Raw genomic sequence first — 20,489 nt, 5'->3', positions numbered from 1 at the left:
TTACTCGAAATATGACGAGGAAGAGCCGACGATGACCGACAACATACTCAACGATGCCGATACAATTCCTTCAATCGGAGTGCTTACCTCTTCTTCACCATCCCAAGTGCCTAAAATTGGTAAAATAGGCAAGTAGTGTTCCGCCGATGGGTTTGATAATTTGCCATCTTCCCTTTCTAACCCTTTAGTTAGTGGATGTGGGATCGCTTTACTTTGCAAGTTATCGTAGACAAACTGTTCAAAAGACAAAGCCCATGGATAAGGCTCTGCTTGGTCATTTTGCCAGTTCATAGCACGAAGATTGTGCACCACATTGCCACTGCCCATAATCAATACACCTTGCTCTCTGAGTATCGCTAACTTCTTGCCTAATTCATGGTGCCAAGTTGCAGGTTTTGTGCCATCAATGCTTAGCTGGATCACGGGAATATCTGCCTCTGGGTACATGCGTACTAAAATTTCCCATGTCCCGTGGTCAAGCCCCCACTCTTCCTTATCGAGGAAAATAGGTTCTGGTGCGAGTAAATCTGCAACTTGTTGGGCAAGTTCTGGTGAACCTGGCGCTGGGTATTCAATTTGGTATAACGCCTCTGGAAACCCACCAAAATCATGGATAGTTTTAGGCTTTAACATCGAGGTCACTGCCGTGCCGCGCGTATACCAGTGCGCTGAAATCACCAATATCGCGTTTGGACGAGGTAAGGTTTTGCCGAGCTGCTCCCATGCTTTGGTATAAGGATTATCCTCTATCGCATTCATTGGGCTACCGTGGCCTATGAAAATCGCGGGGATCTTGTTATTCACGACTGAAGTATTTACCGACATGATGATTTCAACTCCAACTCAATTAATTTCTGCTTACAGCATACGCTTTTGTGCAAAAAACACAGTGGCCTAATTATGAGTATGATCATCAAAAAAATTGAAAAGGCCACGAGGTGTGCAACTCAGTGGCCTTCATAAGATTCTATATGCTAAACGTACTATCAATAAATTAGCTAAAATTAGCCCATTTATATTTAAGTTTAAAAAACGAACTCTTCCTCAAAATACGACGAAGACATTCCTCTAAATAGTTCGAGTTGTGGCTAGCCGGCAAACGAAGTCATTCTTAGGAGCATACATTAGTATGTGACTAAGATGACTAAGAGAAGCCAACAACGCCACAGCTCGAAATATGACGAGGATCAGCTCGCTTTCTTTTCATGCTGCAAACGATATTGTACTAAATCCTCGATAGTCACTACCGTCAAGCCATGTTGCTTACCAAAAGCCGCCACTTCTGGCGTACGCGCCATTGAGCCATCATCGTTGGTCAATTCACATAGCACACCCGCTGGCTTGAACCCTGCTAATGAGGCTAAATCGATAGACGCTTCTGTATGGCCACGGCGTGCTAATACACCACCTTCACGACCCCGTAATGGGAAAACGTGGCCTGGGTGGTTCAGGTCTGCTGGCACTGCGTTATCCGCAATCGCTGCACGAATGGTAGTAATACGGTCTGCAGCTGAAACGCCAGTGGTAACACCGTTTGCCGCTTCAATCGTCACAGTAAAGCCCGTTTGATTTTGGCTGGTGTTATTTTCTACCATCATTGGTAGTTCCAGTTTTTTGCGACACTCTTCAGTGATACACAGGCACACAATACCGCTGCTGTAGCGAATGGTGAATGCCATTTGCTCTGCAGTCATGGTTTCTGCTGCAAAAACTAAATCGCCTTCGTTCTCACGATCTTCATCGTCCAGAACAAGAACACCTTGGCCTTGGCGTAAAGCTTCGATAGCTTTTTCAACACGTTCGATTGGATTACCGAATTCGGAAAGTAGCGTATGATCCATGGTAAAAACCTCTTAAATAGTTATTAACTAGTTACCAGAATCAAGGCAGTCTTAGGATTACGAGAAATGATGAATAAATAAATCGCCCATAAGTGGCAATCTACCCATTCAGGTATGCAGAACATGATTGTGCATTACGGCACAAATATGCAGATACAGTTAATTCTCTCCCATCCGGACTATAACCGTCGGCTCCAGATTCACACTGGATCTGCTGACCTTTATCACTAAAATGATAAAGCGCTCGCGGGCTTCATGCGCGTTGCATGTTACCGCCGGTGGGGACTTTCACCCCGCCCTGAGATAAACGCAATTAATATAACGCCAATAATTCAACTACGCAACGGTGTCTTTCAAAACTGGCGAGCCTCTCACACTTTTGGCCAAAAAATATGAATAAAAACCTATAGTTATCAGGGGTAATTAAAATACAGGCATCACCTGTTACCACCAAGGCATAAAAAATCGCAATAAGACGTAAATTGTCCTAAATATCAGTCTAAACATCACACTTAACTAAAATAATTTATTGACTTGTATAATAATAACCAGCAATAAAAATGTCATTAAAGGAATAGTAGGGTGAAAAAGTACCGTTTTATCTTTCCCATCTTTTTAGTCATCGGTCTCTTATTTTTGGTCGGAACTGCTTTTGCGCTTTATTCTGGTATGGATATGGCAAAAAATGGTATTAAAACAACAGGAATAGTCACCGATCTCGACATTAGTGTTTCGGAAGATAAATCAAAAACCTATTTCCCCATTATCGAGTTTACGACCCTAGAAAATCAACAAATTGAGTTTCGCTCATCAATGGGGAGTAGCGGTTATCGAAACAGCATCGGTCAATCCATTGATGTACTTTATAATCCAACAAATCCGCAAGATGCCATCATTGATTCACTCTTTGGTGTATATGGACTGAGTATCATTTTAGGTATTTTTGGCGGTGTATTTACGTTAATTGGTGGCATTCCTGTTATGTTCGGTATCATCAATAAGAAAAAAAGTACCCGTTTATTGCGCGAAGGTACGCCAATTCAAGTAAAAATCACAGGTGTTGAAGAAAATACTATGATCCAAGTGAATAGACGTTCTCCTTATCAAATTATTGCAGATGTCCATGATACAAATACAAATACAATTAAGCGTTATAAAAGTGAGAATATTTATTTTGACCCATCCCCTTATATTGATAGGGAAAATGTGACTATCTATCTCGATAGAAGTAATGCCAATAAATACTATATGGACATCCGTTTTTTACCTGAATTGAAATAACGTTAAACTGACCATCTTGGGTAATTCCGCCTTCAAGGTGGCCATTTCTCCTTCAGTCTCATTCCCCTTGCCTCCTTGTGCTCCAAGTATCATAAGGAAACAGGAAAAGAGTTTATTACCGCGACAAGAGGTATTACACTACCCCCAACTCATTTCTCAAAAAATTTAAGGACCCGCGAATGCTCGATCCGAAAAAACTTGAACAAGTTGCTCGCCAAATTCAAGGTGCTTTACCCCAAGGCGTACGTGATTTAGGTGAAGATTTTGATAAAAAACTGCGCTCACTGTTACAGTCACAACTTGGCAAATTAGACTTAGTCAGTCGCGAAGAGTTTGATATTCAAACTCAAGTGTTGTTACGCACTCGCGAAAAATTAGCCAAAATGGAACAACGCATTAGCGCCCTTGAAGCCAGCCTAAGTACTGAAGAAAAAACAGCTGAGTAAACCGAACAGTGACGCCCTAATTGGCGTCACATTTTTATTTATTAGACACTAACTCGCGTTCTAATAACTGTACGATATACTGGTTTTTAGAGATATTATGCGCGGCTGTCGCAGCATTTAAATAAGCTTCCAAACGGCTAGGGTAACGTAACGTAAATGACTTCACCGTGCCTTCATCTTTAAATGGCGGTATTCCTTCCTCACGACAGCTTTCAATATAATCACTTAATGAGATTTGCCCTTCTTTTTTCAGCCCTTCAATACTATCGGAAACAAAATCGCAATAACCGCCCACATCCAAAAACTGGCCGCGAAAGGCTTTAATGTCCGCTTCATAGGTGACAGAAGCAGGATGCCCATTAATTGTCATGACATTACTGCTTTTAATCATATTCTACCCCTATTATATTTTCTAACCATTCACGTAACCCATTAACAGCGCCCTTATCCATCGTATTACCCGGATGAGGTTGATGTGTCAGAAACAGTGAACCAAATAAAATAAACTTGCGCCGTGATCCATTGCCATTTTTAATTTTACCGCCTAGATGATTGATTAAACTGATCACCTCATCCCATCTAATGGCTGATTTAGGTGGGATAGTCAGTATATCAACCATGGTTTTCCGGTGCTTAGCACTCAATTCCCTGATTTTGATCATCGTCTATTCCATGACGCCCTTAACTAATATCAAATTAAAATAAAAAAACAATGACGTCAACATGTGACGTCATTGTTTTTTAAACGTTGAATAATAAAAAACCCAGCTTTAGCAATATCACCAAAGCTGGGTTATCAATAATTAACGAACTAATCAGTGATTAGCTGGTTTTCATAATATTTTTAATAATGTTCGTCGTTGAAATGCCATCTTCGAAATTAAGCACTTTAACTTCACCACCCGCAGCCCAAACCTCAGCACTACCTGCAATGTCTTCTGGGCGATAATCACCACCTTTAACCAGAATGTCAGGGAGAACTTCAGCAATTAAACGTTGCGGTGTGTCCTCTTCGAAAGCGACAACCCAATCCACCGCACCTAGTGCACCTAAAACCGTCATGCGCTGCTCTAATGGGTTTACAGGGCGTGTTTCACCTTTAAGTCGACGAGTTGATGCATCGCTATTTACCGCAACAATCAGTCTATCACCCAATTTACGTGCATTGGCTAAATAGGAAACATGGCCTGCGTGCAGAATATCAAAACATCCGTTCGTCATCACTACACGCTCCCCACGTTGCCTTGCATTGGCAACCGCTTGTTTGAGTTCGCTTTCAGTCATGACACCAAACCCCGTATCCGCACGGCCACGGATCGCGTTTTCCAATTCGATTGGAGAAACAGTGGATGTTCCTAATTTGCCGACAACAACGCCAGCGGCGGCATTCGCTAATGCGCACGCTTCATGTAGCGGACGACCAGAAGCAATTGATGCCGCTAATACACCAATCACCGTATCACCTGCACCTGTCACATCAAACACTTCTTGTGCCTGTGTCGGTAAATGTAATGGCGCTTCATCACGGCGAATAAGGCTCATGCCTTGCTCTGAGCGCGTAATCAATAATGCTTTTAATTCCAAGGTATTAAGTAACGCCATCCCTTTTTCTTCAACATCTTGATTTGTCTTGCAAGGCCCAACGATGGCCTCAAATTCAGACATGTTTGGCGTCAATAATGTTGCACCACGGTAGCGTTCAAAATTGTTCCCTTTCGGGTCAATCAATACAGGTACCCCCGCTTTATTCGCTAGCGCGATCATTTTTTCAACGTGAGTTAATGCCCCTTTTGCATAGTCAGATAGCACTAATGCACCGATGTGCGGCAACGCTTGCTCGATACGCTCTAAAACGGGTGCCACATCGACATTGTCGAAACCTTCTTCAAAATCAAGACGGATCAGTTGCTGGTTACGAGACAAAACGCGTAATTTTGTAATCGTTGGATGCGTTGGAATAGCAACAAAATCGCAGCGGACTTGTACAGCATTTAAGTTTTCTGTCAATGCTTTCGCCGCATCATCAATCCCTGTTAAGCCGACAAGGCGGGAATTTGCACCTAGCGATGCAATATTCATCGCAACGTTAGCTGCTCCGCCTGGACGCTCTTCAACCATCGTTACTTTAACCACTGGTACAGGGGCTTCAGGAGAAATACGGTTTGCGGGACCATGCCAATAACGGTCTAACATCACGTCGCCAACCACCAGCACACCGGCTTTTTTGTAATCCGGAAGAGTTACTTTCATCCTGCACTCCAGTTTTAAAAAGGAAATTTGATCATAATTAGCGAAATATTAGCATATTGCACTAATTAGCTAAATAAAATACGTTTTAACTCATTCACCAAGCCATTTTTTCCAGCTAGCTAACACTTGCTCACGTTGCGGTGCAAATTGGCGCATATCCACGCGACTTGGTAATGATTGCAAAGCTAAGTGATGAAGTTCATTGCGCATAGCGACGTATGCTTGGGTTAATGCGTTGGCTTCTTCTTCCGACATAAAATCGTACTGTGCCATCAGTTCAAAAATCCGCACGTTGTCTGACCAGCGTGTTAACGCCTTGTTTTGCGAAGCAAAACGTAATACTAAATATTGCGCAATAAACTCAATATCCGTGATCCCGCCAGGGTCAGCCTTTAAATCAAACTCATTAGCTTGGTGGCTACCTAAATGTTGGTGCATTTTCACTCGCATATCCCGCACTTGCTGTTGCAGTATGTGTGCATATCTCGGCAAGCACAAGGTTTCATGGCGAATTCGGGTAAATTGCTGTTGTAATTCAGCGTCGCCAAACACCATCCGAGCACGAATAAGTGCTTGGTGTTCCCACGTCCATGCATCATTTTTTTGGTAATCATCAAAAGATTGAATGGTACTGACCAACATCCCTGACTCCCCCGATGGCCTTAAGCGAGCATCCACTTCATACAAAATCCCTGATGCCGTGCGCGTACTGAATAAGTGAATAATTCGCTGCGCAACACGCAAATAAAACTGCCTTGCATCAATAGCGCGTTCACCATTAGTGACCACATTTAATGGGCAATCAAACAGAAAAACCAAATCTAAATCAGAGCTATAGCCTAGCTCCCAACCACCTAACTTGCCGTAGCCTAATACAGCAAACCCATATTGCTTGCTATCACCCTGCGCTAAATGGGCAGGTTCACCGTAGCGTTTCACCATTTTTTGCCAGGCCTGATGAACAACGGCATCAATAATGGCTTCTGCAAGGTAGGTTAGGTGATCGCTCACTTTCATGACAGGCAGTACACCTGAAATATCTTCTGCCGCAATACGTAAAAGCTGCGCCTGTTTAAATTGACGCAACGCTTCCAATTGTTGCTCTTCATCTTCTTCAGGTACACGCATCAAATATTGGCGTAATTCGTCGCGGTAAGCCGTTAATGGAAGGGGTTGATAAAGGGATTTCGGGTCGAGAAGTTCATCAAGAAGTAATGGGTGACGAGATAGCTGCTCGGCAATCATTGGAGAGGCAGCACACAAACGGATAACGTGGGTCAGTACCTCATCAAATTCAAGCATCAACTCAAGGTAAGTCGTTCTACTCACGATGCTTAGCAATAGCGGTGTAATACGCTCAATAACTTGCCCTGCATCATCTCGCTCACCAATTTTCGCCAATAATTTCGGCATGAGTTCATCAAGCACATCGCGCCCTCTTGGCCCGATGGTTCGCTTGTTCAGGTCATGGCGGAACATTAAAATACCATGAATAATCCGCTGTGCAATGTCTTCATCCTGAGAGGGTAAATAGGCAGCAAGTTCTTCTTTGGACAGGTCGCTTTGCCATAACGTGATGTAAATTTCATCAAAGTTATCTGCATCTTCGTCATCATCATCTTGCCCAATTTGCTCAGCAAATATTTGGTGGACAGCCGCCATTTTTTGGCTTAAAGACGCGTAAAAGTCCGCCCAGCAGGCAAAATTCATCCCCCACGCTAAACGCGTTTGGTTGAGCGCATCATCAGGTAGAGTCTGAGTTTGTTGATCGTCGATACTCTGCAGTAAATTTTCTATTCTACGCAGGAAAATGTAGCTATCTTGTAGGATATCTAGCTGATTATCGGGTAATAAAGCGAGTTCGCGGATCCCCTGAAACGTGCTAAACAGCGATTGTGATTGTAAAACGGGTTCTCGCCCACCACGGATCAGCTGAAAAACTTGGGAGATAAATTCTATTTCACGGATCCCTCCAGCCCCCAGTTTGATGTTATTCACCAAACCACGGCGGCGAACCTCTCGCTCAATCATATTTTTCATATTGCGCAGAGACTGAATCACACTAAAATCAATATAGCGGCGATAGACAAACGGGCGCAGTAATTTGCGTAGGCCTTCAGCGTAATGCAGGCTATCGGGCCCCATAATCCTCGCTTTAACCATCGCATAACGTTCCCAATCGCGCCCTTGCTCTTGGTAATAATCTTCCAACGCGGAAAAACTAAATACTAGCGGACCACTGTCGCCAAAAGGCCGTAAACGCATGTCCACCCGATAAACAAAGCCATGGACAGTGACTTGATCGAGCATGCGAATCAGTTTTTGCCCTAAACGAGTAAAGAATTGAGCGTTATCCAATTCTTTACGGCCGCCTTGTGTGACACCGTTTTCAGGGTAAGCAAAAATCAGGTCAATATCGGAAGAAAAATTCAGCTCTCTTCCTCCCAGTTTTCCCATCCCTAGCACCAATAGCGGCTGTGGTTTTCCTTCGTGATTACAAGGGGTTCCCCACTGCTGACTATATTCCTGATACAGCCAGTCCCTTGCAGCAACAATCAAGGTTTCTGCTAACACACTCAGTTGGTAAATGGTGTCTTGTTGCGAACACACTGCCAATACTTGCATCCACGTACAGCGCACTAACATTTGGTGACGAAACGTGCGCAGCACCTGCATTAAATGATCTTCGCTTGAAACAGATGAAACACTGTCCGCAAGCCAAGTTGCATAATATTGCCACTCATCGGCCTTTGGTGGATTCGTGCGGATATCCAATAAAAACCGTGAATGGGCAAGAACCTGTTTAAGTGCAAAATCACTAAAAGAGAGTACTTGTGCTTCATCTTCACTCAAAGGCAATAAACCAGGCGCTTGGCTAGCTAACTGATTTAAAACACGTTCTTTTTGGGCTTGCAGTAAATCAGGCAGTGGATGCATATTGTTCAAATCCTAGTGATCTTCTTGGTAGGTTAACGCACTTAACCATTGAATAAAGGCCAGCTTACATTTTAACCACTGACTGCTATAGCAAAAATCATCCGCACTCATGTTTTCATTAGCAATATCTAACTGTAATTGGTCTAACGGCGTATCATGGATAAAATGTGGGGCAGAGTTTTGATAGTGCACCAAAAAGGCTTGAACAAAACGCAGGAACTCGACAAAACCTTGGCGCGCATCATTTGCCCCTGCTAACCAATAGGTTTCATGTTGTTGGCACAGCAACTGCATATGCGTCAGCGATTTTTCAATCGGTTGCTCTTCGTAATCAAATAGCGAATCAGGGCGGGTTAATGGTGCTTTAGTTGGTGAAAGTAAGGAATAACCCCGAGCAGCTTTACTTAGGGAAGACAGGTACAGTCCATCAATATCAGCAAACTTTTTCGCTAAATTAAGAACATCTGCAATAAAGCCTTTTTTCAGTTCTAATTCAAACTCTTGAATAGGTAAATCTTTTGCACCTGCGGAAATTTCACCTTGGTCAAGCACCACTTCAATTTCGCTGTCTTCGAAAGTCACTAACCATTTTTCGCGGGTAAAATTGGTGCTAAACAATACACTCAATTCAGATTGCAATGCCGTAATATCAGTGCCTTCTGGCCAAATGTCTTCAGGAAAAGCGGCAAGGTTCAGTTCGGGGGAATCAATATTAACATTGTATTCAGGCCGCTGATGTAAACCACTAATTGCCTGCCCCGCCGTTTTCATCGTCATTTCATAGTGACCATCACAGCCACGAATACGCAGCCCCATATCCCATTGCCGCAATTGCCTATGCGGCGTGTCAAAATAAATATTCGTTAGCTTTGTTGGCTCACTATATTGATGGGGCAATGTCGATATACTCTGACGAACAGCCTCTATGGCCTCACTTTTGGCGGCTAATTTGAGTTCAACCTCGACGTGGCTCATACATATCCTTATTTGATAATTTCACTGTGCTCATATTACCCCAATCAAGCGATGCTGAGAAAAGAATCTGTATTGAAATCAAAAATTCTCTCTGTCAGATTTCTTTTAGAGAGTTATCTTGAAAAAAGGGTAAAAATAAGGGTAATTTAGGCAGTTAGGATAGTTCTCATTATCCTTTAGAGAACCAAGACATCGGTGTTTAGGGTTTGCACCCTGCCACTTTACTTATTAGTATTCAATGAATACCACATTCATTCACCACCAAAAGACTGTAAATACCATGCGAAAAATTCCATTATTATTAATTTCAATCATGGGGCTAGGCCTTTCCTTAAACACACAAGCAGCAGAAAAGCGTTATGTTTCAGATGACTTATCAACATATGTTCATAGCGGCCCTGGCACAAAATATCGTATCGTAGGAACGCTCAATGCAGGGGACGAAGTTGAACTGATTTCCACTGACAATAAATTTGCTCAGGTACGTGATGATAAAGGCAGGACAGTTTGGCTACCTGTTGACCAGCTTAGCAATAAACAAAGCATGAAAACCCGTATTCCAGAGCTGGAAGCCGAAAATCAAAAGCTCCGCCAGCAGCTCGATAATATTGATGGTACGTGGAACACACGCACTGCCGATATGCAGCAAAAAGTGGCAGACAACGACAATATTGTTCGCCAACTGAAAGCAGAAAATGAAAAATTAAAGAATGAATTAATCAAATCAGGTAAAAAACTCGAGATTGCCGAGGTGAACCTTGACGATCGCCGCCGTGAATTGATTTTACAATGGTTTATGTATGGTGGTGGTGTAGCGGGTGCTGGCTTAATTTTAGGTTTAATTTTACCACACCTCATTCCACGCCGTAAAAAACGTAATGATGGCTGGGCATAATAAGGTTATTCGATGAAAGTGTATCTGGTCGGTGGTGCCGTCCGTGACCAACTCCTAGGGCTGCCTATTTCTGATAGGGATTTTGTGGTCGTTGGCACAACGCCTGAGGCGATGCTTACAGAAGGTTTTCAACAAGTTGGAAAAGACTTCCCTGTCTTTTTGCACCCAGAAACGCATGAAGAATACGCATTAGCCCGCACAGAACGCAAAATCGGCGTGGGCTATACCGGGTTTAACTGCTATAGCGCCCCTGATGTCACTATCGAAGATGACTTATTACGTCGTGATCTCACCATTAATGCCATCGCACAAAGTGATTCAGGGGAGATTATCGACCCGTTCAATGGCGTAAATGACCTCGAAAAACGGGTTCTACGCCACGTTTCAGACGCGTTTGCAGAAGACCCATTACGTGTTTTACGAGTCGCACGCTTTGCCGCACGTTTTTATGAACAAGGCTTCACTATCGCCCCTGAGACACTGGCGTTAATGCAGTCAATGGCGATGACGGGAGAGTTATCACACCTAACAGCAGAGCGCGTTTGGGTTGAAACCGAAAAGGCTCTTAAATCAACCGCACCGCAAGTTTATTTCGAGGTTTTACGCCAATGTGGTGCACTCGTAGTGCTGTTCCCCGAAATTGATAATTTATTTGGCATTCCAGCCCCTGAAAAGTGGCACCCTGAAATCGATACAGGGGTTCACACTTTAATGGTGATGAAAGTGATTGCTACGCTGTCTAATGATGTGAATATTCGTTTTGCAGCATTATGCCATGATCTGGGCAAAGCCCTTACTCCACCTGATGTGTGGCCCAGCCATCCTAATCATGGGGAGGCAGGTATCCCACTTATTGAGCAACTTTGTACTCGCCTTCGAGTCCCAATAGATGCGCGAGATTTAGCCTGTTTAGCGGCACGATATCATGATAAAATTCACGTAATCAATCGGTTATCGGCTAGTGATTTAGTCGCTGTTTTTGATGGTTTAGATAGCTGGCGAAAACCAGAACGCATTATACAGCTCAGTTTAATCAGCGAAGCCGATGCCAGAGGTCGACTTGGTCTTGAACAACACGCCTATCCGCAAGGCGAGTTTCTGCGCCAAGCATTTGCTATCGCGCAGTCTGTCGCGGTAAAACCCATTGTTGAGCAAGGGTTTAAAGGGTCTGAAATTCGCCAAGAATTGACACGTCAGCGTATTGAGCGCATTGCTTGCTGGCAACAACAGCAACAAATTATTGATATGAACCTATAGATATGGATGATGCTGGCGATAAAACACCGCCAGCCATCTTTTAAGCAGTTTTAGTGCCTCTTTCGATTACAACACCGACTTGGTGAGCGCGTGCAACTGCGCCTGGTTTAGCGACTTTAATGCGTACCCATGGACTATTGAATTTTGTCATTAAAAGTTGGGCGACTTCTTCAGCAACGCGTTCAACTAAACCAAATTTATTTGTTTCTAAATGGTTGATGAGGGTTTGGCTAACCTGTGCATAATCTAAGCAATGTTCAACATTATCGCTCAAAGACGCGCGCTTGTTATCCCATCCCATTTCGATATCGAGCACTAATTTCTGCTCAATAGTTTGTTCCCAGTCATATACACCAATCGTGGTGATGACTGATAATTGTTCAATAAATACGATATCCATCACGTCATTTTCTCGTTTATGTACTGAATTAATACCACTTCAGCAAAAATATGCGTATTATCCAAGACTGAAGTGAATATATGGCCTCAATCGTTTTGGAGTTAGCTATGAGTGCAACCGCGCTTGGCATGATAATCTTCGCTTATCTTTGTGGATCAGTTTCCAGTGCAATACTGATCTGCCGTATAGCGAGACTACCCGATCCCCGTCAACACGGCTCTGGTAACCCTGGTGCAACTAACGTCTTACGCGTTGGAGGTAAAGCAGCCGCCGCCGCAGTACTACTTTGCGACGTTTTAAAAGGGATGATCCCCGTTTGGCTGGCTTATTACCTCAATGTACAACCATTCTATCTTGGCTTTGTCGCAATTGCAGCCTGCCTTGGGCATATTTATCCTGTTTTCTTTCATTTCAAAGGGGGAAAAGGGGTAGCAACTGCATTCGGTTCTATCGCGGCTATTGGCTGGGATCTTTCAGGATTAGTTGCAGGAACATGGTTACTCACTGTCCTACTCAGTGGTTATTCATCTCTTGGGGCAATTGTTAGTGCTCTCTTAGCCCCCTTTTACGTTTGGTGGTTTAAGCCTGAATTTACCTTTCCTGTCGCCATGTTATCGTGCTTAGTATTAGTTCGTCACCATGGTAATATTCAACGTTTATGGCGCGGGCAAGAAAGTCGTATTTGGCAGAAATTGAAAAACAAAAAGCAAAAAACGAACAAAGAGATTGCTCAAGAAACCAAAGAGCAAGAACTCGACGACTAAATATTCATTCCTACTTCCTTTAAAAGAGCTGAAATCAGCTCTTTTTTTATACCTAATACTTGCTCAAAGTTTCCTAAAAAGCACCATAAAAATAACAGCAGCGTAAAATCCCTTCCTAAAACTGTACTATTAGCAATTTGTGCTGTTGTTACATTTTCACTTTAACCAGCGCACACTTTTAAAAAAAAGTTAATTTATTGCAAATTTATTACTAATGAATATTTAAAAGCTGTCGACTATATAAAAGGAAAACTAAACAATAATAATGGTATTTATCATGAGCAGAACTCCTTATATCACTCAAAATGAACATATCTTAGATGAAGATATTACTCTAATGACAACTAGCGACCTGCAAGGAAACATTGTTCACGCTAATGATTTCTTTGTTCAAGTTAGTGGTTATGAATTAGATGAATTATTAACACAACCCCATAATATTATCCGACATCCTGATATGCCTAAACAGGCTTTTGCGGATATGTGGGCAACACTCAAACAAGGTGAACCGTGGACGGGGATAGTCAAAAACAGACGAAAAAACGGTGACCATTATTGGGTTAGAGCCAATATCATTCCCATGGAGCGCAAAGGCGTTATTACGGGTTATATGTCGATTCGAACTCGTGCTACTCGCCAAGAAATCGCTGCTGTGGAACCCCTTTATGCAGCAATGAATGAAAATAGAAGCCAAAAAAAAATCTTTAAGGGCATTGTGCTTTCCAAAAAATGGCCTTTTCACCTATCTACCCTCTCAACGCGGTGGCGAATTCGACTCACCATAAGCATATTATTTGCGTTTTGGATGGCGATAGCGAGCTTAGCTGGATTGCAAAACCTCCCATTACTCATTGCAAGCTTGTGTACCTTTGCCACCCTATTAATTGGAAATATTATCCTTGAACGAATTCTTGCCACTCCCCTTGAAAACATTATGACTCAAGCACTCGGTATCGCTCGCGGTAACCGTCACAGCGTCAATCATATGCAACGCACAGATGAAATTGGCCAGCTATTACGCTCTGTTGGACAACTTGGCTTGGTCTGTCGTTGGTTAATAAAAGATGTGTCAGAACAAGTGGATAACGTCCGCAAAGGTAGCCAATCCTTAGTTGCTGACTGCAATGAGCTAGATACACACACACTGCGCACGGTGGGTTATATGCAACAAACCGTCGCAACAATGAACCAAATGGCTGTTTCTGTGAAAATGAATGCAGACAACACCATTCAGGTTGACCAGCTGTCAAATGCAACCAGTGAAACGGCAGTGAGTGGAGGCGCGATGATGGAGGCCGTCGTTGGCACCATGGATGAGATTGTTCATAGCACCAGTAAAATTAATTCCATCACTGATGTTATTAAAGACATCGCCTTTCAAACCAACATATTAGCATTAAATGCTGCCGTAGAAGCCGCACGTGCAGGAGAGCAAGGCAAAGGGTTTGCGGTGGTAGCTAATGAAGTTCGCAGTTTAGCCAGCCGCAGTGCTAGCGCCGTCAATGATATCCGTGAATTAATTAATGACTGCGAGAAAAAAGTGAATTCTGGAAAAAATCAGGTGCACACTGCAGGGAACACAATGAGAAATATTGTAGACCAAGTGCAAAATGTGACCCAGCTAATCACGCATATTAGCCAAGCAACATCTGAACAAGCGGCGGGTATTTCTGATATCACCCAAGCGGTGAGCGAATTAGAAACGATTACACAGCAAAGCACACTACTGGTTGAACAAAGCACAGAGACATCTAATATGGTAAAAGACCGTTCGATACGCCTTGAAGAGGCGGTGATTGTTCTACATTAATTTTTGACTCTATAAAAAGGGCTGTTTCATCACAGCCCTTCATTTTGATATGCTGTACTCTATTTTTCTAACGGCGGTAATTCAGCCAGCGGCCAACGTGGGCGCACTGTCACGCCTAAACCTGTCGTTGTACCACCCTTAAGACGAATAAGCCCAGCAAGCGCAATCATCGCGCCATTATCGGTACAAAATTCAGGGCGCGCGTAAAATACTTCCCCACTACGTTGCTTCAGCACTTCTTCCATTTTGGCACGAAGAGCACGGTTAGCACTAACCCCACCAGCCATAACGAGACGCTTAAAGCCCGTTTGCTCAAGCGCACGCTTACATTTGATGGCAAGCGTGTCAACCACGGCATCTTCAAACGCACGCGCGATATCCGCGCGAGTTTGGTCGTCATCTGCATTTTCACGAATGGTATTCGCTGCGAAGGTTTTTAGGCCTGAAAAGCTGAAGTCTAAACCAGGTCTGTCCGTCATAGGCCTTGGAAAAACAAAGCGCCCTGCAGTGCCTTGCTGCGCCATACGGGATAAAACAGGGCCACCAGGGTAGTCTAACCCTAATAGTTTTGCCGTTTTATCGAAGGCTTCCCCTGCCGCATCATCAATGGATTCGCCTAATAGTTCGTATTCGCCAATGCCTGTCACACTAATTAATTGTGTATGACCACCAGAAACCAGTAATGCGACAAATGGAAATTCGGGGCTCTTTTCTTCCAACATCGGTGCCAATAAGTGCCCTTCCATATGATGAACAGCAATTGCGGGTACATTCCAAGCAAATGCCAGAGAGCGCCCAACGGTTGCTCCAACCATCAAAGCCCCCACCAGACCAGGGCCTGCGGTGTAAGCAACTGCATCGATGTCTTCACGAGTTAAATTAGCTTCTTTCAGCGCCGCTTGAATCAATGGCACCGTTTTACGAATATGATCACGAGATGCCAGTTCAGGCACCACTCCGCCATAATCTGCATGGACTTTAATTTGGCTATATAATTGGTTGGCAAGTAAGCCAAGTTCGTCGTCATAAATTGCGATACCCGTTTCATCGCAAGAAGTTTCGATACCTAAAACACGCATTCCACTACCCTTGTTTATTTCATAGTCACAAGTCTATCACTATTTTCGGACTATCGCGTAATTTATGTTGCCAAAAGGCTGACTTTCCTTGTTGTATAGTCTATAATCAACCCCCTGTAATAAAAATTTCGTGTGGCTAATTCTCATTATTGTCTGGTTTTGTTTGCTTTTTCATCGAACGAGCTACAAATCAGGTGATCTTGTGTGATTCAATTTTATACGGCACTTTACAAACCCGTACTCATTGAAGTAAAATTCCGCACCATTTTAAATGAAGGCTGGTGAATCCATACCAGCAACAAACCGATTTCTATCGAGGTGAGAGGCACATGCCGGTAATTAAAGTACGTGAAAACGAGCCATTCGACGTTGCACTGCGTCGTTTCAAACGTTCCTGTGAAAAAGCAGGTGTTTTAGCTGAAGTTCGTCGTCGTGAATTCTATGAAAAACCAACGACTGAACGTAAACGCGCTAAAGCATCAGCTGTTAAGCGTCACGCTAAGAAACTGGCTCGCGAAAACGCACGCCGTACTCGTCTGTACTAATTGATTGCGGTGTTAACCGCATTCATGACAGACGATAGCTAATACAAGAATTAAGTCACTCTTATCGTTATTTTTTTCTTGTAGTAGTCATAGCTAAGCAGTTAAAGGCCGTGCTTTCCTAAAGGAAGCGCGGCTTATTATCGTTCATCAACAGGCGAAAAAGAGGCTTATGGCTGGACGAATTCCGCGTTCATTTATCAATGACTTGTTAGCAAGAACTGACATCATTGATTTAGTCGATGCAAAAGTCCCGTTAAAAAAACAGGGTAAAAACCATCACGCTTGCTGTCCGTTTCATAATGAAAAAACGCCTTCTTTTACCGTTAACGGTGAAAGGCAGTTTTATTATTGTTTTGGTTGTGGTGCTCACGGTAACGCTATCGATTTTTTGATGAATTACGACAAACTCGATTTTGTCGAAGCAATTGAAGAACTTTCTGCATTACACGGCCTTGACGTTCCGTATGAAAAAGGAACAGGTACAAGCCAAATAGAATTACATCAACGGCAAAATTTGTATCAGTTGATGGAAAAAATTAACCAATTTTACTGCGCTGCCTTAAATCATCCCTCGGCAAATAAAGCCAAAGATTATTTAAGCCAACGTGGTTTGAGCGCAGAAATTATTGAGCATTTTTCCATTGGTTTCGCCCCCCCAGGCTGGGATAATTTGCTCAAGAAATTCGCAGTAAACCCCGACAGTCGCAAACAGCTTGATGATGCAGGCATGTTAGTGACCAATGATAATGGCCGTGTCTATGACCGCTTTAGAGAGCGCGTGATGTTTCCCATTCGGGATAGACGAGGTCGAGTTATCGCCTTTGGTGGGCGAGTATTAGGGGATGCATTACCCAAATATTTGAACTCGCCAGAAACAGATATTTTCCATAAAGGTCGTCAGTTGTTCGGCCTTTATGAAGCAACACAAAATAGCAGTGAATTAGCGAAGTTATTAGTTGTCGAAGGTTATATGGATGTAGTGGCATTGGCTCAGTATGACATCCGCTATGCGGTAGCATCACTGGGAACCTCAACCACCTCAGAACACATTCAGTTACTTTATCGTTCAACAGATACTGTTATCTGTTGTTATGATGGTGACCGAGCTGGCCGCGAAGCGGCATGGCGCGCATTAGAAACCGCCCTGCCTTATCTGACGGATGGCCGCCAACTACGCTTTATGTTTTTACCTGATGGTGAAGACCCTGATTCATTGGTACGCAAAGAAGGTAAAGAAGCCTTTGAGCAGCGCATGCAAACAGCACAAACGTTATCAGGCTTTTTATTTGATTCACTCGTACCACAAGTTGATTTAACCACCCAAGAAGGGAAAGCAAAATTTAGTAAGCTTGCTATCCCTTTGATTAAACAGATACCGGGTGAGACTTTGCGCCTTTATATGGCGCAAGAGCTAGGAAATTTTATTGGTATACCAGATATTTCTCAGGTTCTTGCTATTATTGATAGAGAGAACACCGAGCAAGTTAATTATCAGGCGCCAAAATTAAAACCGACAACAATGCGAATTCTTATCGCATTGTTAGTGCAAAATCCGAACTTTTCGGAGCTTGTTCCCTCATTAGAGGGAATTGCCCATATCCAAATGCCGGGGCTTTCTCTATTTCAGGAATTGGTCGATGTATGCCGTTCCACCCCCGGAATGACGACTGGGCAGTTGCTAGAGCGTTATCGAGATAATAATTTTTCGAAACAGCTTGAAAAACTAGCAACATGGAACGATATAGAAATAGAGGAGATAGCGGAAAATACCTTTATAGATGCATTAAATCATCTATTTAATAGCGCACTCAGCGAACGTTTCGACTATTTAATGGCGAAAGCTCGCACACAAAGTCTGACCCCGCAAGAGCGCGAAGAGGTGCACTTAATTACGCTGTCGCGAGTAAAAACATAATATAAACCCAAAATAGAATTAGTATATAAAACGGCTTAAGTGCCGCTAAACACAAGGCAGATGCCTGTAAAATGCTGCGAAAATAAAGGGCGTAGCAAATAATAAATATTTCCCTTTGTATGTTCTTGTTGGCCGAATGTTTCGCCGACCGACACCAATCTAAATACTCAGAAGTGTGGATACCGTCTTATGGAGCAAAACCCGCAGTCGCAGCTTAAGCTACTCGTCACCAAGGGTAAAGAGCAAGGTTACTTAACCTATGCTGAGGTCAACGACCATCTGCCGGAAGATATCGTCGATTCAGATCAGATTGAAGATATCATTCAGATGATTAATGACATGGGCATCCAGGTCATGGAAGAAGCACCTGATGCCGATGATTTGATTTTGGCTGAGAATACTTCCGATACGGATGAAGATGCAGCAGAGGCCGCTGCACAAGTTTTATCCAGTGTTGAGAGTGAAATTGGCCGTACTACTGACCCTGTTCGCATGTATATGCGTGAAATGGGGACTGTCGAACTTCTCACCCGTGAAGGTGAAATCGACATCGCAAAACGTATCGAAGATGGGATTAATCAGGTTCAGTGCTCTGTTGCTGAATACCCTGAGGCTATCACTTATCTTCTCGAGCAATACGACCGTGTTGAAGCAGGTGAAAGCCGTCTATCTGACTTGATTACTGGCTTTGTTGACCCTAATGCGGAAGAAGATCTTGCCCCTACTGCCACCCACGTCGGCTCTGAATTACCACAAGAAGAGTTGGATAAAGACGACGATGAAGATGAAGAAGATGAAGACGGCGATGACAGTGATAGCGATGACGATAACAGCATCGATCCTGAATTAGCGCGCCAGAAATTCTCTGATCTTCGTGAACAGTATGAAAGCACACGTCAACATATCAAACAATATGGACGCAGCGATGCAAAAACCGCCGCTGCGATTGAACAACTTTCCGAAGTGTTCAAAGAGTTCCGTTTAGTACCGAAGCAATTTGACTATCTGGTCAATAACATGCGTGAAATGATGGATCGCGTTCGTTTACAAGAACGTACTATCATGAAACTGTGTGTTGAACAGTGCAAAATGCCGAAGAAAAACTTCATCACCTTATTCAGCGGTAATGAAACCAGCGAGACTTGGTTAACAGCAGCAAAAGCGATGAACAAGCCGTGGTCTGAAAAACTGCTTGAAGTTGAAGAAGAAATTCTGCGTTGCCTACAAAGATTACGTCAAATTGAAGAAGAAACTGGCCTGACAATCGAACAAGTTAAAGATATCAACCGTCGTATGTCTATCGGTGAAGCGAAAGCTCGCCGTGCGAAAAAAGAAATGGTTGAAGCGAACTTACGTCTGGTTATTTCTATCGCGAAGAAATACACCAACCGTGGCTTGCAATTCCTTGACCTGATCCAAGAAGGTAATATCGGTCTGATGAAAGCCGTTGATAAGTTTGAATACCGCCGTGGTTATAAGTTCTCAACTTATGCAACTTGGTGGATCCGTCAGGCTATCACGCGTTCAATCGCTGACCAAGCACGTACAATTCGTATTCCGGTTCACATGATTGAAACCATCAATAAACTGAACCGTATCTCTCGTCAAATGCTGCAAGAAATGGGCCGTGAGCCATCGCCAGAAGAACTGGCTGAACGCATGCTAATGCCAGAAGATAAAATACGTAAAGTTCTGAAGATTGCAAAAGAGCCAATCTCAATGGAAACCCCTATCGGTGATGATGAAGATTCACATTTAGGCGATTTCATTGAAGATACGACTTTAGAGCTGCCTTTAGACTCAGCAACATCAGAAAGCTTACGCTCTGCAACTCACGAAGTGTTAGCTGGCTTAACAGCACGTGAAGCGAAAGTTCTGCGCATGCGTTTTGGTATCGACATGAATACTGACCATACTCTTGAAGAAGTAGGTAAACAGTTTGATGTTACCCGTGAACGTATTCGTCAGATTGAAGCGAAAGCACTTCGTAAACTGCGTCACCCAAGCCGTTCAGAAGTTCTGCGCAGCTTCCTTGATGAATAAGAACACGTTATTCGAATAGACAAAAACACCTGCCAAGGCAGGTGTTTTTGG

Annotated in this window: 18 protein-coding genes and 1 riboswitch; of the genes, 9 read left to right on the top strand and 9 right to left on the bottom strand. The window is 43.3% G+C overall.

Going from position 1 to position 20,489, the window contains the following annotated elements:
* Together ygiD and ribB are read right to left on the bottom strand one after the other, a co-directional pair.
* A complete protein-coding gene (gene ygiD, locus PR808_RS11090; protein ID WP_272539306.1) occupies nt 1-825 on the bottom strand; it encodes a 4,5-DOPA dioxygenase extradiol in 825 nt (274 codons plus the stop codon).
* A gap of 362 nt (nt 826-1,187) precedes the next feature.
* Nucleotides 1,188-1,841 carry a 3,4-dihydroxy-2-butanone-4-phosphate synthase gene (gene ribB / locus PR808_RS11085; RefSeq protein WP_206083693.1) on the bottom strand — a complete coding sequence of 218 codons (654 nt, stop codon included), beginning with the start codon at nt 1,839-1,841 and terminating at the stop codon, nt 1,188-1,190.
* A 158-nt stretch (nt 1,842-1,999) separates the two neighbouring features.
* A riboswitch (FMN riboswitch) is annotated at nt 2,000-2,151 on the bottom strand.
* A gap of 272 nt (nt 2,152-2,423) precedes the next feature.
* Between ribB and PR808_RS11080 the strand changes: the two genes are divergently transcribed.
* Together PR808_RS11080 and ubiK are read left to right on the top strand one after the other, a co-directional pair.
* Nucleotides 2,424-3,122, top strand: a complete 699-nt coding sequence (locus tag PR808_RS11080) for a DUF3592 domain-containing protein (protein ID WP_272539305.1) — start codon at nt 2,424-2,426, stop codon at nt 3,120-3,122.
* 179 nt (nt 3,123-3,301) lie between these two features.
* Nucleotides 3,302-3,568, top strand: a complete 267-nt coding sequence (gene ubiK, locus PR808_RS11075) for a ubiquinone biosynthesis accessory factor UbiK (protein ID WP_206083691.1) — start codon at nt 3,302-3,304, stop codon at nt 3,566-3,568.
* Between the two features lie 34 nt (nt 3,569-3,602).
* Here ubiK and PR808_RS11070 read toward each other — a convergent pair whose 3' ends face one another.
* From PR808_RS11070 to PR808_RS11050, 5 genes are all read right to left on the bottom strand, one after another.
* A complete protein-coding gene (locus PR808_RS11070; RefSeq protein ID WP_206083690.1) occupies nt 3,603-3,959 on the bottom strand; it encodes a type II toxin-antitoxin system HicB family antitoxin in 357 nt (118 codons plus the stop codon).
* The gene (locus PR808_RS11065) at nt 3,952-4,230 is read right to left on the bottom strand and encodes a type II toxin-antitoxin system HicA family toxin (RefSeq protein ID WP_272539304.1); all 279 of its coding nucleotides are present in this window, start codon (nt 4,228-4,230) and stop codon (nt 3,952-3,954) included. The genes PR808_RS11070 and PR808_RS11065 overlap by 8 nt, the downstream gene beginning before the upstream one ends.
* A 160-nt stretch (nt 4,231-4,390) precedes the next feature.
* Nucleotides 4,391-5,818 (bottom strand): bifunctional D-glycero-beta-D-manno-heptose-7-phosphate kinase/D-glycero-beta-D-manno-heptose 1-phosphate adenylyltransferase HldE, encoded by a 1,428-nt coding sequence (gene hldE, locus PR808_RS11060; protein WP_206083689.1) that lies wholly within the window; start codon nt 5,816-5,818, stop codon nt 4,391-4,393.
* Nucleotides 5,819-5,908: 90 nt separating this feature from the next.
* The gene (glnE, locus tag PR808_RS11055) at nt 5,909-8,755 is read right to left on the bottom strand and encodes a bifunctional [glutamate--ammonia ligase]-adenylyl-L-tyrosine phosphorylase/[glutamate--ammonia-ligase] adenylyltransferase (protein WP_272539303.1); all 2,847 of its coding nucleotides are present in this window, start codon (nt 8,753-8,755) and stop codon (nt 5,909-5,911) included.
* 12 nt (nt 8,756-8,767) lie between these two features.
* Complete coding sequence (locus tag PR808_RS11050) at nt 8,768-9,730, bottom strand: CYTH domain-containing protein (RefSeq protein WP_206083687.1); 963 nt, start codon at nt 9,728-9,730, stop codon at nt 8,768-8,770.
* 280 nt (nt 9,731-10,010) lie between these two features.
* Between PR808_RS11050 and PR808_RS11045 the strand changes: the two genes are divergently transcribed.
* Together PR808_RS11045 and PR808_RS11040 are read left to right on the top strand one after the other, a co-directional pair.
* The gene (locus PR808_RS11045) at nt 10,011-10,625 is read left to right on the top strand and encodes a TIGR04211 family SH3 domain-containing protein (RefSeq protein WP_206083686.1); all 615 of its coding nucleotides are present in this window, start codon (nt 10,011-10,013) and stop codon (nt 10,623-10,625) included.
* A 12-nt stretch (nt 10,626-10,637) separates the two neighbouring features.
* The gene (locus tag PR808_RS11040; RefSeq protein WP_272539302.1) at nt 10,638-11,882 is read left to right on the top strand and encodes a multifunctional CCA addition/repair protein; all 1,245 of its coding nucleotides are present in this window, start codon (nt 10,638-10,640) and stop codon (nt 11,880-11,882) included.
* A 40-nt stretch (nt 11,883-11,922) separates the two neighbouring features.
* Here the strand turns inward: PR808_RS11040 and folB are convergent, their stop codons facing one another.
* Entirely contained in the window at nt 11,923-12,282 is a 360-nt protein-coding gene (gene folB, locus PR808_RS11035) for a bifunctional dihydroneopterin aldolase/7,8-dihydroneopterin epimerase (RefSeq protein ID WP_206083684.1), read from the bottom strand.
* Nucleotides 12,283-12,389: 107 nt separating this feature from the next.
* On the opposite strand from folB, the gene plsY reads away from it, so the two are divergent.
* Both plsY and PR808_RS11025 read left to right on the top strand, forming a co-directional pair.
* Nucleotides 12,390-13,046, top strand: a complete 657-nt coding sequence (gene plsY, locus PR808_RS11030; RefSeq protein WP_206083683.1) for a glycerol-3-phosphate 1-O-acyltransferase PlsY — start codon at nt 12,390-12,392, stop codon at nt 13,044-13,046.
* 277 nt (nt 13,047-13,323) lie between these two features.
* Nucleotides 13,324-14,856 (top strand): methyl-accepting chemotaxis protein, encoded by a 1,533-nt coding sequence (locus PR808_RS11025; protein ID WP_272539301.1) that lies wholly within the window; start codon nt 13,324-13,326, stop codon nt 14,854-14,856.
* 59 nt (nt 14,857-14,915) lie between these two features.
* Here PR808_RS11025 and tsaD read toward each other — a convergent pair whose 3' ends face one another.
* Nucleotides 14,916-15,935, bottom strand: coding sequence for a tRNA (adenosine(37)-N6)-threonylcarbamoyltransferase complex transferase subunit TsaD (tsaD, locus tag PR808_RS11020; RefSeq protein ID WP_206083681.1), 1,020 nt, complete (start codon nt 15,933-15,935; stop codon nt 14,916-14,918).
* Between the two features lie 329 nt (nt 15,936-16,264).
* On the opposite strand from tsaD, the gene rpsU reads away from it, so the two are divergent.
* The 3 genes from rpsU to rpoD all read left to right on the top strand — a co-directional run bounded on the left by rpsU (nt 16,265) and on the right by rpoD (nt 20,438).
* Nucleotides 16,265-16,480, top strand: coding sequence for a 30S ribosomal protein S21 (gene rpsU / locus PR808_RS11015; protein WP_001144069.1), 216 nt, complete (start codon nt 16,265-16,267; stop codon nt 16,478-16,480).
* Between the two features lie 169 nt (nt 16,481-16,649).
* Nucleotides 16,650-18,395: a DNA primase gene (dnaG, locus tag PR808_RS11010; RefSeq protein ID WP_206083680.1), complete on the top strand. Its 1,746-nt coding sequence runs from the start codon at nt 16,650-16,652 to the stop codon at nt 18,393-18,395.
* Nucleotides 18,396-18,500: 105 nt separating this feature from the next.
* Nucleotides 18,501-20,438, top strand: coding sequence for an RNA polymerase sigma factor RpoD (rpoD, locus tag PR808_RS11005; protein ID WP_225818676.1), 1,938 nt, complete (start codon nt 18,501-18,503; stop codon nt 20,436-20,438).
* The last annotated feature ends 51 nt before the right edge of the window (nt 20,439-20,489 follow it).

The organism is Providencia sp. PROV197 (assembly GCF_028479625.1).
In the GTDB taxonomy this organism is placed as follows: domain Bacteria; phylum Pseudomonadota; class Gammaproteobacteria; order Enterobacterales; family Enterobacteriaceae; genus Providencia; species Providencia vermicola.
Note: the sequence above shows the minus strand (reverse complement) of the source record. Positions and strands in the feature narration are given on the sequence as shown.